Origin of the sequence: Leptolyngbya boryana PCC 6306 (assembly GCF_000353285.1) — a bacterium.
GTDB classification, from domain to species: domain Bacteria; phylum Cyanobacteriota; class Cyanobacteriia; order Leptolyngbyales; family Leptolyngbyaceae; genus Leptolyngbya; species Leptolyngbya boryana.
The window spans coordinates 2441775-2455316 of record NZ_KB731324.1 but is presented as its reverse complement, the minus strand read 5'-3'; the positions used below and the strand labels follow the sequence as shown (position 1 = coordinate 2455316).

Annotated in this window: 11 protein-coding genes; 7 read left to right on the top strand and 4 right to left on the bottom strand. The window is 49.2% G+C overall.

From position 1 onward, the window contains the following. Positions 1 to 36: 36 nt before the first annotated feature. From LEPBO_RS0112330 to rpmI, 3 genes are read right to left on the bottom strand one after another with little or no spacing between them, the layout of a single operon-like run. Entirely contained in the window at positions 37 to 804 is a 768-nt protein-coding gene (locus tag LEPBO_RS0112330; RefSeq protein ID WP_017287879.1) for a transporter substrate-binding domain-containing protein, read from the bottom strand. Further along, complete coding sequence (gene rplT / locus LEPBO_RS0112325) at positions 805 to 1155, bottom strand: 50S ribosomal protein L20 (RefSeq protein ID WP_017287878.1); 351 nt, start codon at positions 1153 to 1155, stop codon at positions 805 to 807. 53 nt (positions 1156 to 1208) lie between these two features. Beyond that, positions 1209 to 1406, bottom strand: coding sequence for a 50S ribosomal protein L35 (gene rpmI / locus LEPBO_RS0112320; RefSeq protein ID WP_017287877.1), 198 nt, complete (start codon positions 1404 to 1406; stop codon positions 1209 to 1211). Positions 1407 to 1667: 261 nt separating this feature from the next. Here rpmI and LEPBO_RS0112315 point away from each other — a divergent pair, with 261 nt between their 5' ends. The 6 genes from LEPBO_RS0112315 to LEPBO_RS0112290 all read left to right on the top strand — a co-directional run bounded on the left by LEPBO_RS0112315 (position 1668) and on the right by LEPBO_RS0112290 (position 10334). Next, positions 1668 to 3419 carry an iron uptake porin gene (locus LEPBO_RS0112315; RefSeq protein ID WP_017287876.1) on the top strand — a complete coding sequence of 584 codons (1752 nt, stop codon included), beginning with the start codon at positions 1668 to 1670 and terminating at the stop codon, positions 3417 to 3419. 200 nt (positions 3420 to 3619) lie between these two features. Further along, a complete protein-coding gene (gene rimP, locus LEPBO_RS0112310) occupies positions 3620 to 4081 on the top strand; it encodes a ribosome maturation factor RimP (protein ID WP_017287874.1) in 462 nt (153 codons plus the stop codon). Between the two features lie 43 nt (positions 4082 to 4124). Continuing rightward, entirely contained in the window at positions 4125 to 5444 is a 1320-nt protein-coding gene (gene nusA, locus LEPBO_RS0112305; protein ID WP_017287873.1) for a transcription termination factor NusA, read from the top strand. A gap of 44 nt (positions 5445 to 5488) precedes the next feature. Next, positions 5489 to 5791 (top strand): YlxR family protein, encoded by a 303-nt coding sequence (locus LEPBO_RS0112300; RefSeq protein WP_017287872.1) that lies wholly within the window; start codon positions 5489 to 5491, stop codon positions 5789 to 5791. 488 nt (positions 5792 to 6279) lie between these two features. After that, a complete protein-coding gene (infB, locus tag LEPBO_RS0112295) occupies positions 6280 to 9327 on the top strand; it encodes a translation initiation factor IF-2 (protein ID WP_017287871.1) in 3048 nt (1015 codons plus the stop codon). A gap of 221 nt (positions 9328 to 9548) precedes the next feature. Next, positions 9549 to 10334, top strand: a complete 786-nt coding sequence (locus tag LEPBO_RS0112290; protein ID WP_017287870.1) for a CsgG/HfaB family protein — start codon at positions 9549 to 9551, stop codon at positions 10332 to 10334. A gap of 106 nt (positions 10335 to 10440) precedes the next feature. Here LEPBO_RS0112290 and LEPBO_RS0112285 read toward each other — a convergent pair whose 3' ends face one another. After that, positions 10441 to 12795 (bottom strand): GH116 family glycosyl hydrolase, encoded by a 2355-nt coding sequence (locus LEPBO_RS0112285; RefSeq protein ID WP_017287869.1) that lies wholly within the window; start codon positions 12793 to 12795, stop codon positions 10441 to 10443. Here LEPBO_RS0112285 and LEPBO_RS0112280 point away from each other — a divergent pair. Continuing rightward, entirely contained in the window at positions 12795 to 13382 is a 588-nt protein-coding gene (locus tag LEPBO_RS0112280) for a GIY-YIG nuclease family protein (RefSeq protein ID WP_017287868.1), read from the top strand. The two genes, LEPBO_RS0112285 and LEPBO_RS0112280, sit on opposite strands and share 1 nt — an antisense overlap. Positions 13383 to 13542: the final 160 nt, after the last annotated feature.

Here is a 13542-nt window from a genome sequence, read left to right as displayed (position 1 = left end):
TCGTTCGCAAATTAAAAGGCATCTTTTCAGCGTATCTCAAGGAAGTCCCCAATAGTTAGCTCGTTGCTGTAACCATCCTTCAGCTTTCCAGCGTCGAATCACTTGATCTACACTGCGGCGAAGTTGATCAGCCTCAAGCCCTTTCGGGAAAACGATCGCCAAAGGTTCAGTTGAAACTCGAAATGGCAAAACTCGATATTCTGGAGATTCTTGCACCCACCCGGCGAGAATACTCGCATCTGCGGCAAACGCGATCACTGTTCCCGATTCAAGCAACTGCTTTCCCGCTGCATAAGAATCCACTCCAACCAGTTGAAGCTGTGGGAATCGATACTTCAGAGTTGCAATAGTGCTGGCATGATTCAAAACAGCAACCGTCTGATTCGTTAACTCCTGCTCACTCCGAATCGCAGAATTTTTAGTCACAAATCCTGTTCCATCCAAGTAGTAAGGTTCACTAAACGCAACAATTCGAGCGCGAGAAGAGTTTACCGTGACCCGCGCGATCGCAAAATCGACTTTTCCATCAATGACCACTTGCAGTCGATCGCGATTCGAGACGGGTTGGAATTCGATCGCCGCTGAACTTCCCAATAATTCCTCGGCTAATCGCTTCGCAATATCAATCTCAAAGCCTTGCAATCTGCCTTGAGCGTCCCGAAATCCAAGCGGGCGAACATTATCTTTCACCGCAACAACCAGCTTACGGTTTTGGGCGATCTCGGCTGCACACAAAGATGGGGACGCAAACAACTGCGCCCCCATAACGTACAAACTACAGATTGCGACGAATCGCTTCAGCATCTAAGCCTTAACAGCCTTTTCGACAACTTTCGCAAATCCATCGGGATCGAGAACTGCGAGTTGTGCCAGCATCTTGCGGTTGATCACAATATCAGCCTTCTTCAGCTTGCCAATCAATTGGCTATAGCTCACGCCATGAATGCGAGCCGCAGCATTGATCCGAGTGATCCACAACCGGCGGAAATCACGTTTCTTCTTGCGGCGATCGCGGTATGCATTCCGCAATGCCTTCATAACTTGCTGATTCGCGGTGCGGAACAGCTTAGAGTGAGAGCCACGGAAGCCCTTCGCTAACTTCAAAATTTTCTTGCGGCGTTTCCGAGCAACATTGCCGCGCTTAACCCGTGCCATGTTTCACTATCCTTGACTAATTTTTAATATTGCGATCGTGTCTCAGTCAACCCTTAGAGATAAGGCATCATCAACCGAACGTTGTCTGCATCGCGCTCGTTCACCAAATCGCCTCCTGCGATCCGACGACGGCGGCTCATACTCTTATGGAATAAAAGGTGGTTTCCGTGAGTGCGACGGCGTTGGATCTTGCCGCCACCAGTTGCTTTGAAACGCTTTTGTGCAGATTTGCGGGTTTTCAGCTTCGGCATGGGTTTGCTCTAATTCGACACAGTTGTCAATCGTACTACAAATTTAAAGATTTAGGCAAATTCGATCCATTTCAGTTTTCTAACATTGTTCAGAAAACCAGAAAATGTGTTGGGCATAGACTTTAATCGATAATAATGTCCGGCAAATCCCGAAGGCACTTTTACCCGCTGAGATCCCTTAACCGTATAGCTTTAAGAATAGACTGCGCTAAAAGAAATACGCGGCAGCAGGATTTATTCGTCGTTTTTATTCGTGGTGAGATGATGAAGGTGAAAAAATTAAAATTTGAGATGCAGGTGAGCCTAGCGAGCCTGGTTGCGGGATCGATCAGTTTAGCTGCCGGAAATGCGATCGCGGCTGAACCTACCTCCGAGTTAAATCAAATCCCTTCCGTCTCTGAGTTGAGCCGTCCAACAGCTCCAACAATGTCACAAGTGACCTCTGTATCACAGCTTTCAGATGTCAGACCGACCGATTGGGCGTTTCAGGCATTGCAATCCTTGGTAGAGCGGTATGGCTGTATTGCAGGCTATCCCGATCGCACCTATCGCGGCAATCGTGCCTTGACCCGATACGAATTTGCAGCAGGATTGAATGCCTGTCTCGATCGCGTCAACGAATTAATCGCGGCTGCAACGGCTGATCTGGTCAAGAAAGAAGATTTAGCAACCCTACAAAAACTGCAAGAACAATTTGCCGCAGAACTGGCAACACTGCGCGGACGCGTGGACTCTCTCGAAGCGAGAACCTCAACGCTGGAAAAACAGCAATTCTCCACAACAACCAAACTCTCTGGAGAGGCAATTTTCAGTGTGGCAAATGGCTACGAGTCAGGCGATGCCGGAAATGATGCCAATACCGTCTTCAACAACCGCGTCCGCCTCAATCTCAACACGAGTTTCACTGGAAAAGACCTGTTAATCACTGGATTGCAGGCTCAAAACTTCGGTGCAAGTGGAATTGCAGGGGGTAGCGGCTCTAGTATTGCTCAAACCTTGGGCTATGCTGATCCCGTCTTTGGCTCTAACAGCAATGTCAGACTTTCTTATGAGCCTCAGTTTCCCACGGTTGATCCTTCAACGCTGACTGGAAAAGGCGCAAACAACAGCCTGTCTCTCTACAAACTGCTTTACATCTTCCCCGTTGCAGACAAAGTCACCGCATTTGCTGGAACGAGTGCAGAAGTTTCGGACGCGTTCCCATCCGTCTTGCCCTGGGCAAGTGAAGGACAGGGCGCACTCTCTCGCTTTGCGTCGCTTCCAGCCGCTCAGCGAGTTTCCGGTGGAACCTCTCAAACAGGTTTAGCAGCGGCAGCAGGGGTGATCTTTAATATCTCCGACGCGATCGACTTCCGGGCTTTGTATGGAAGTGTCAACGCGAACATTCCTGGCAACCGTGGCTTAGGCGGTGGGACTCCACTGGGCGCAGGCGTTGGCGGCGGAAGCTACGTTGCAGCGGCTCAACTGACGGTAAAACCCAGTCAGGCGTTCACTGTGGCACTGAACTACGCTCATAGTTATCACCAAATCAATATTTTGGGTACGGGTCTGAGCAGTTCTGATATTGGCGCAGTCAATCTACCAGGCGGTTTGACCTTAGGAAATCTGAACCAAGGGATCAAAATGAACACCCTGGGGGCAACTGCCGCATTCCGCCTCTCGCAAAACATCACCTTAGCAGGCTCTTACAGCCATATCTTTGCAGATCTCGTCGATGTCGATGCAGGAACAAACTTTAACTCCTGGTTGGTCGGACTTTATGTGACCGATATTCTCAAAAAGGGCAATTCAGCGGGTCTGATTTTTGGTCAACCGTTGAAGCGAGTCAGCACAGATGGCATTGCAAGCAATCCTGAAAATCGCACCCCCTATCAGGTTGAAGGCTTTTTCAACTTCCGAGTCAACGACAATCTGAGCATTACACCCGGAGTGTTTGCTATTTTCAATCCAGAAGGGCAAAGCACGAATGGAACAGCGATCGTGCCTGTGATTCGGACGACCTTTACGTTCTAGTAGGGGGTAGGGAGTGGGGAATAGGGGAACGTTGGGTTACTCTCCACTCCCCACTCCCCACATAAAAAACGGGCGACTCTGAAATTTTTCGCTAAACTTGGGTTGGAAGAACAGTAACTCTGTTTGACCGAACTCCATGAAATCAGTCGTTTCATGAGAAGTGGGCATTGTCCCACTTTTTTATTTGGAGAAGTTGTTCGATGGCACATCCTTTGATTCCTCAAGTTTTAGAAGTTGCGGCTCCAGTCGCGGAGACGCTCGGTCTAGAAGTGGTTCATGCGGTGTTTCACACGAATCAGAATCCTCCTGTCCTCAGAATTGATGTGCGTAATCAACAAGCCGATACGGGACTTGTGGATTGTGAACGGATGAGTCGGGCATTGGAACCGATTTTGGATGAATTGATTCCGGATCAGTATGTGCTGGAAGTTTCTAGCCCCGGAATTTCTAAATTGCTGACGAGCGATCGAGAATTCATTTCTTTCCGCGGCTTTCCCGCCATGGTCACGACATCAGAACCTTATCAAGGTCATATCTACTGGGAAGGCAATCTGATTCGACGCGACGAAACCAACGTCTACATCAGCAAAAAAGGACGTACAATTTCGATTCCTCGAACCCTGATCACGAGCGTTCAACTGACCGAAAGCGAAGAAGACTAATTTCCTGACAATTCAATATTTAGTACCTACGGAGATTTTCCCTATGTCAATGGTCGCCTTGCCCGGACTCAAAGACATGATTGACGGCATTAGCCGTGAACGTAATTTACCCAAGCACTCAGTCCAAGCCGCGCTCAAAGAAGCCCTAATGAAGGGATACGAGCGGTTTCGCCGCACTCAGAGAATCGATGGCGATGGGTTTGACGAAGAATATTTCAATAACTTCGAGGTCGAACTTGATGTCGAAGAAGAAGGCTTCCGCGTATTAGCTACGAAAACGATCGTAGATGAAGTCGATAATTCAGATCACCAAATTTCTTTGACCGAAGTACAAGAAGTTGCACCTGAAGCTCAAACAGGCGATACAGTCGTGCTGGATGTCACCCCCGATCAAGGTGATTTCGGACGCATGGCAGCGATCCAAACCAAGCAAGTTTTGGCGCAAAAGCTGCGCGATCAACAGCGAAAACTCGTTCAAGAAGAATTCCAAGACCTCGAAGGCACAATTTTGCAAGCGCGAGTTCTACGATTCGAGCGGCAGTCGGTGATTATGGCAGTCGTGAGCGGGTTTGGGCAGCCAGAAGTCGAAGCGGAATTGCTCAAACGCGATCAACTGCCAAACGATAATTACCGTGCCAATGCAACGTTCCGCGTTTATCTGAAAAAAGTCAGTGAAGGATCGCATCGAGGTCCACAGTTGCTCGTTTCCAGAGCAGATGCAGGTCTGGTCGTTTACTTGTTTGAAAACGAAGTGCCTGAGATTCAAGATGATGTGGTGCGGATTGTTGCAGTGGCGCGCGAAGCGAACCCTCCTTCCCGCCATGTTGGACCTCGGACTAAAATCGCTGTTGATACTTTAGAACGAGATGTTGATCCAGTTGGAGCCTGCATCGGGGCGCGCGGCTCTCGCATTCAAGCGGTGGTCAATGAATTGCGCGGTGAAAAGATCGATGTCATTCGATGGTCGCCCGATCCGTCCACTTATATTGCCAATGCACTAAGTCCAGCGCGAGTGGATGAAGTGCGCTTAGTTGATCCCGAAGGTCGGCAAGCGCATGTATTAGTCGGTGAAGATCAATTGAGTTTAGCGATCGGCAAAGAAGGTCAAAACGTTCGTCTTGCTGCTCGTTTAACGGGCTGGAAAATTGATATCAAAGACAGCCGTAAATATGATGAAGCGGCTGAAACTGAGAAGATTTCGGCTCTAATCGAAGCACGTCGCCAATCTCAACCCGCCATGGATGAGTATGACGATGAGGATGACTACGAAGAAGAGGAAGTCGCGATCGCTCCTCCAGTCCCACAACCTGACGAAGAACCCGAACTCGAAGAAGAACCCGAACTCGAAGAACAGCAAGTCTAGAAATTGAGTGCTGCTCACTTTAAGCGAGTTAGAAAAAATGCAGGATGAGATCGCTAAAATTGAGATCTCATCCTGTGTTGTTTTTCATGCTCCCGAATTACCGTCGCTGCATCTGTTGTCGCAAAGTCGCACCAAAAGCCGAGTTTTTGCGTATCGTTCGTCTCCATCCATCGCATGAAATCGCGATCAATACTGGCATAGGACGCTCCGCCTATCTCTGTCCGACCGCAGACTGTCTCAAAGCAGTTCAAAAAAAAGATCGCCTCAGTCGCGTCCTCAAAGCCCCCGTCCCGCCTGAGATCTACCAAACTTTACAACCCTCGCTTCAGCCAAAAACGAAAATCTAAACTTGCAGAACATCTTTTCCAACTCTTCTCCTGCGATATACTAGGGATAATGTCCAAATTATTTTTGTCTCCCTGTCCTGTCGTTAGGAGATTTGCCGCCCCTTGCTCTGAGTCAGTCTTCTGTGTCCTCTCTTCAGTTTCAGCCCCAGAGCAACTCAGATCTGTACAGCGGGGAGGGTGACTACTCACCAACATTACTGCTAAGAATTGATCGCACCATCTGCGATCGCTCAGCTAGTCTTGTGCACTTATCAAACTGCTCAGCGACAAATTGCGTTCTGAGCTACCATTCTATTTAAAGACCATTAAAAACTTGTGAGTTAAGACCACAAAATTTTAAGAACATGCAACGCTAAGAGGGTAACGTCTTCATCAAGTATTAATTTAGATAGTTCAATTATACTATCAAAACCCGAAAAAACCTGTCGTTTTAGTTAAAACAGAAGGTCACTATGTAACACCCAACGATCGAACGAGGGAAAGAGTGGATGAACAACGGCAAAATTAGAATTTACGACCTATCGAAAGAGTTAAATCTCGACAATCGAGATATACTCGCCATCTGCGAACAACTAAATATTCCGGTTAAAAGTCATAGCAGCACGATTACAGAAGCGGAAACTGAACAAATCCGCGCTGCTGCCCAAAAGTACGCTGCCAGCCACCCATCTCCGGCAAAAAGCGCACCCCGTTCTACCCCCCAATCTGTTGAATCTCGAAAGAAAACGCCCTTGAATATTCAGAAGAAACAGCAAATTCTCGAAATCCGTCGCCCTATTACGCGATCGACCGCCGCAGCGGAAGCCTCAGAGGTTCGCCCGCCGCAATCACCGACTGCACCCCAAGCGCCCTCTGCTCGCGCAGCAGAGCCTCCTCGTCCGAGCCGCCCTGCGACTCCTTCAGGGCCGAGCCTGACCGAAGCACCGACCCCAACTGAGCCGCCCGCTTCTGAACCTCAAGTTGAAGTATCTTCGGCTCCTCCTGTAGCTCCGGCAGAACCTGTGGAAGAACGTGCTGTACAGCCCAGTGCTCCAGTTCCAACCCTGCAAACTCCAGCGCCAGCGCGCCCCGCTACTCCAGCACCAGCGCGTCCTTCGCTCGTGAACAAACCTGTACTCAAGCGGGACAAGCCAGCCGCGAGTGAGGCAGGAAGTTCTGATAATCGTCGCCCGACGAGAGAAGGCAGCGGCGAAAAACCCCAGCGTCCTAGCATCAATCGCCGTCCTGGCGGACCTGTGAAGCCGGGAGAAGCTGCTCCAAAACCGCAGCAAATTGTGGAACTGCGGAGACCCAAACCTGCGCAAGCTGAAGACGCATCTGCCTCAGAAGGAGCGACTGCTCCAGTGCTGCGGAATCGCCCTGTGAAGCCTGCTGCTCCAGATCCAACCGCACCCGCTCCGGATCTCACACTGAACAAACCTACACCTCCTCGTAGACGCACAAAAGGCTGGGAGGAAGAAGAGGAAGACGTTCAAGAAGTCGAAAAAGCCGCGAAGTTGGGTAAAGGCAAGCGTCGCGCTCAGCCTAGAATTCAGGATGACGACGACGACGATCTCGATCTGTTCGGCAATGACGATGAGGGAGCAGTGAGTTCTGCTCAAGTTAGCCTCTCGCTTGCTCGTCCCGCCAAACCGAAAAATCTGCCTGGACAACAGCAAGTTCGCCCGGTTGCAACAGCAGCGCCGACTCAGCGCAAACGGAATAATTTCCGCGATCGCCGCAATCGGAACAACGAACCCGAAAAACAAGAGCGTCCTGAAATCATTACCTTAACGGGTGGGTTAACCGTTCAAGAATTGTCAAATCTCTTGGCAATTTCACCAACGGAGATCATTACCAAGCTCTTTATGAAGGGCATCGCGGCAACGATCACTCAGATGTTGGACGTTCAAACTGCCACGATGGTGGCAGAAGAGTACGACATCCTTGTGGAAGTCGGTACCAAAGAAGCAGCAGCCAAGAAACTGACTGAGATGATCGATGCGGATGATTTAGATTATCTGCACCGCCGTCCACCGGTCGTCACGATCATGGGTCACGTAGACCACGGTAAAACCACCCTGCTCGACTCAATTCGGAAAACGAAAGTTGCAGCCGGAGAAGCAGGCGGTATCACCCAACACATTGGGGCATATCACGTCGATGTCATGCACAACGACGCGATGCAACAGGTCGTCTTCTTGGATACACCGGGCCACGAAGCGTTCACTGCAATGCGGGCACGTGGGGCACGGGTCACTGACGTAGCGATTCTTGTTGTTGCAGCCGATGACGGGGTACAGCCTCAGACGGTTGAAGCGATCAGTCACGCGAAGGCAGCAGAAGTGCCGATCATCGTGGCGATTAACAAAGTAGATAAAGAAGGGGCACAGCCCGATCGCGTTAAGCAAGAATTAACCGAGTACAACCTTGTGCCGGAAGAATGGGGTGGCGATACGATCATGGTTCCGGTGAGTGCGTTAACCGGGGACAATCTCGATACGCTGCTCGATATGATTCTGCTCGTCTCTGAAGTTGAGGATCTATCGGCAAATCCGGATCGTCCTGCAAGAGGAACCGTGATTGAAGCGCACTTAGACAAGGCGAAAGGCCCTGTTGCAACTTTGCTGATTCAGAATGGTACGCTGCGTGTCGGTGACGTGCTGGTTGCTGGATCTGCCTTGGGTAAAGTGCGGGCAATGGTTGACGATCGCGGTCATCGCGTTCAAGAAGCTTCGCCCTCATTTGCAGTGGAAGTCCTCGGTTTGAGCGATGTTCCAGCCGCAGGGGATGAATTCCAAGTCTTCCAAGATGAGAAGGAAGCACGAGCAACGGCTTCGGATCGTGCCGATGAGCAACGACAATCGAGACTGTTGGCAGCGATGTCTTCTCGTCGGGTGAGCTTGAATACGCTTTCAGCGAAGGCGCAAGAAGGCGAACTCAAGGAACTGAATCTCGTCTTGAAGGCGGACGTACAGGGATCGATCGAAGCGATTCTGGGTGCGTTAAGTCAGTTGCCTCAGAACGAAGTGCAGGTGCGGGTCTTGTTCTCAGCTCCGGGTGAAATCTCAGAGACAGACGTTGACTTAGCAGCGGCTTCTGATGCAGTCATTATTGGCTTCAACACCACATTAGCTCCCGGTGCGCGTCAAGCCGCCGATCGAGCAGGTGTTGATGTCCGCGACTACAACATCATTTACAACTTGTTGGATGATGTTCAGGGTGCGATGGAAGGTCTGCTCGAACCTGAATTGGTTGAAGAGGCACTTGGACAAGCAGAAGTGCGGGCAGTATTCCCGGTTGGACGGGGTGCTGTTGCGGGCTGTTATGTTCAGTCAGGTAAGCTGATTCGGAACTGTAAGATTCGGATTCATCGCGGTGGTAAGCTCATCTACTCTGGCACTTTGGATTCACTGAAGCGGATGAAAGAAGATGCGCGGGAAGTGAATACGGGTTACGAGTGCGGTATCGGTCTGGATGACTTCAAGGATTGGGTCGAAGGCGATACCATCGAGGCTTATAAGATGGTCACGAAACGTCGCACGCTAGCTCGATAATTTGATTCAATTAAAACCGCTCCTCTTTGGTTGAGGGGCGGTTTTTTTATGGAAATCACGATCGACGCCATTAGTCGAAGAATCAGTCAACGAGCAAAATCTACACGGTATCGACATAATTCTAGGTAGAGTGTAATGATATGCTGTTGCATAGAGCACTATGTTTTATTTCATCAAGGTGATCATCTACAACTCTCATATCACTCGGATGAATCACACTTATGAAAATTTCACCTAACTTTCGAGCACTCAGTCTGAATGCTGCCGCAACGATCGTCGCCTTGGGTTTCAGTCTCAGCGCTGGAACCGCAGCATTCGCGCAATCCAAACTAACCATCTCTGTTCCAGAGTTTAAGAATGAGACAAATTGGTGGTGGTGGCGCGGTTCGACAGCTCGTGAGCTAGCTGACGCACTCAGTAATGAATTAAGTTCGACTGGAAAGTTTACGGTTGTTGAGCGTCAGAAACTTGGAGCCGTTCTTTCAGAGCAGGAATTAGCAGAGCTTGGATTAGTCCGTCGAGGGACTGAAGCCAAGAGAGGACAGTTGACGGGATCGCAGTATATTGTCGTCGGTCAAGTGACTTCTTATGAAGAAGGAGTTGCTGAAGAATCGACCGGGGGCAGAGTCGGCGGAATTAATATTGGTGGCATCCGATTAGGCGGAGGAGCACGCCAAGAAAAGCAACAAGCTTACATTGCAGTTGATCTGCGGGTTGTAGATTCGACAACAGGCGAAGTTGTCCATTCTCGAACCATTGAAGGTCGCGCAACTTCAGAAGCGGGAGGGGGCGATTTGGGTGTGAGTATTGGTGGCGTGAGTTTGGGTGGCGATCGCTCCCAGGCAAAACGTGCGCCGGTTGGGAAAGCACTGCGTGCTGCCTTGATCGAAGCAACAGATTATTTAAGTTGCGTAATGGTTGAGAAAGGTTCTTGCATTGCGAAATATGAGGCGAAAGATCAAAATCGTCGGGAAAGAACGCGAGGCGTTTTGGATTTGGATGAATAGATGAGATAAAAGCATCGATCTCTTTGAGATCAAGGAATTGAGGAGATAGGGAATAATCTGAGCCTAGATTCTCCCCATCTCCCACTTGCAAACCTCATGCGGTGAATTATTCGGCTGGAGTATTGCGATCGCACATCAGATAAACCGCCCAAATCGCCATTGCTCTCAAATAGTGACTGGCTCGGAATGTCCCTGCGGCGGTAATCGCTTCTGGGGTTCTGAACTGCAAGCCATGATCATAAACTTGCTGGACAACTGATTCTGTAATCGCCCAAGCTTCAGACTTCATGCCCATTCGCATCAAGAAAGCAGCTAAGCCAAAATTAATTCCTGTCCAGACTTCAAGGGGATGGGTTGCATTCGGATTTTCAGGAGAGCCATCGGGTCGAACTCCATTCGCTGCGCCGATCGCACGTTCCACATTCATCTTTTGATTGAATTTCACGAAGCAAGCATCGTAGATCGTTTTGAGTGCAGACTCGGTGCATTCGGTTGGCACAACGTCCGGCAGATTTAACAACTTCGCATAGAACTGTCCACAGAGTTGATCGGCCATGACAACATCAGAGCCACTCTCACTATCTAAGCGGTAGTAAGTTCCATTCCAAAGTTTCTCTTGATAAATTGGACGAGATTGAGCGAGCCATGCTTGGTAGAGTTCGACCGGACGATCGAGAATTTTGCCAATTGCGATCGCGCTTTCCAGTGCCGCAATCCACAAACCACCACAGTAAGCACTGACTCCTTGCAATCGCCAATCATCAAAGGTTTGATCGGGTGCGCCAGAGTTTTCAGGAATGCCATCATTATCGAGATCGAACTGTTTGAGATAGAGAAGTGTTTCAGAGATCGCATCCCAGCATTCTGCTAAAAATTCGACATCGGTTGCGCCAGTGAGTAAGTAATCTCGATACACTTGCAGCACAAAGTCCGAGCCTAAATCTTTCCACAAGTTGCAATCTTGATAAGCGGTATAGTTCGTTTTCTCCCACACATGCTCATTCGGTGCGCCCAAATCGTGTGGAGTTGCGCCTTTTACTTTGCGCAGTGCCATCGGACTCTCGGAACCGATCGTGTAATAGTAACCAATCACGCGGGTGCGATCGTCTTGTGCTGGAATGGCTCTCGCGAAAGCTAGCATGACGGATTTCTCTAACTTCTCCCAAAGCATGAGCAATCCAAACGAGCCATACAGCCGAACATCTAAGCTCTCATACCAGCGATAATCAATGCACTCGAGTACAGCAAACTGTCCAACGGGATCGCGCTCGTCCGCAGCACTCCACAATGTTCCACCTTGAGTCAGATCATAGAGTTCGTTGAACAATGCCATTTTGAACCAATCAGGGAGATCGGCTCGATCAAGAATCGGTTGCTGCCAAGCTTGGATCTTTTCTTGCCATGATTTTAGATGCTTCAAAGCCGTTCGAGCGATCGACCAAGCATTCTTCCCACTGCGACCGAAGAAATCGGTGTAGCGTCGGAAATACTCAATTCCTTGAGCAAATTCGGTGACTGGAAAATCCCAACTGAGAACAAAGGGAATTTGTAGAGTTTGACCAGGTTTCAAAGTAAAGCGAACTGCGATCGCACTGCCGAGCGTTTCTCCGTTTGAAAGGGTTTCGTCATCTCGATCCCGAAGCGATCCATCTTGCGAGAAGCTTTGCCAAAGCTCTGAATGTTCAAGCCAGCGAGTATCGTAAAAGACTTCCCACAGATAAGGATTGAGATTCGTTGCGATCGCCCATTGTCCGTCGCCTTCAGTCGGTTGATCGAAAGCGCGAGACATAACGATCGCTAATTGATTCTCGTTACCCGTTAGCTGATTGAAATTCCCCGCGCTTTCCCGCATTCGAGGCTGATATTCATACACGGGGCTACCATCATCTCTGAGGCGAATTTCCGGTGATTTCAATGCATTGGTAAACCAACCGACCATATTCTGCCAGGTCAGCATAATACTGAGCGTGATCGGCTGATCCGTTGGATTGTGTGCTGTCCATTGAAAGACAGCAACCGGATAGCTCGTTTCTTGATAGTTCTGAGCAATGATCGGTGAGAACTGTTCACACGTTAGCTGCGCTTGAAACACATTCTCGTACTGGAACCAGCTCCGCGGATACAAAGCTGAATAAGTTCCACCATTTTCAGGATATGAATTTTCTACACTCTGATCCGTGGTCAACTGATAAGCCTGAACGGTTTCTCCGACCTGTTCAAACACGCTAAATTGACATGCTGGCATCGACTCAAACACATGTTCTCCGCCATCAATATGCCAAAGATTAAAATCTCCTTTCGACGATCGCCCAATACATCCCGCTCCGAATCCTCCCAACGGTGCACCATGCCAAGCCCCATCATCCAAATTGCTCGGATAGCGTACGGTGTAGGGCTTTTCCCATCCTTTTCCAATCGGACGCTTCCAAGCGCAATTCGGGATCTGAGAAGATTGAGTCATTGTTAAATTTGGCGATCGGCAATGCTCAATATACTACGATCGAGCAACTTCGCCCTGTGAATCCAATGTCCGAAATTCCATCGCTGTCAGAGTTAGAGTTTCTTCCCTACGTTGATCAAGCTGGTCAATTGCTAGAACAGTTTCAAGGCAAAATCGGCATCTATGCAATTTTTGATCAAGAGAAAAACCTGAAATTTGTTGGGTTCTCGCGAGATGTCTTTTTAAGCCTGAGACAGCATTTGGTGAGGTGTCCACGGGAGTGCTATTGGGTGAAAGTCAGTTTAATCGATCGACCAAATCGCACAATTTTAGAAACGACTCGCGCCGCTTGGATTGAAGAAAATGGTTCACCACTCAGCGATGAATCACAGTGGACACAGCCGATTCAGGTAAAAGAATTCATGACTGCTCAAGAGCGATCGACCTTTGAAAGCGCGATCGATGAACTCTCTCAAATGAAAGCATTAAAAAACGTTGCCCGCCGCGTGGAGTCGGAGATCATGACGCAACTCAAAGCGCGCAACGTTCAAGCTGAGATTCGATTTAATCCGAAGCTGAAAGAAGAAGGATTATTGGATTTGAAATAAGCTAATCAGCTTGCACTCTTGCAAGAACTCGATCGCTTCTATAAGCTTCATTTCCTAAACATGTTCGAGTGTTGCAATCATTGCATACCGCGAGACAATCGCAACGTGTAAACCTTAAGCTAGACCGTGAGCGATCGCGAAAGTGATAGATTTCCACCCT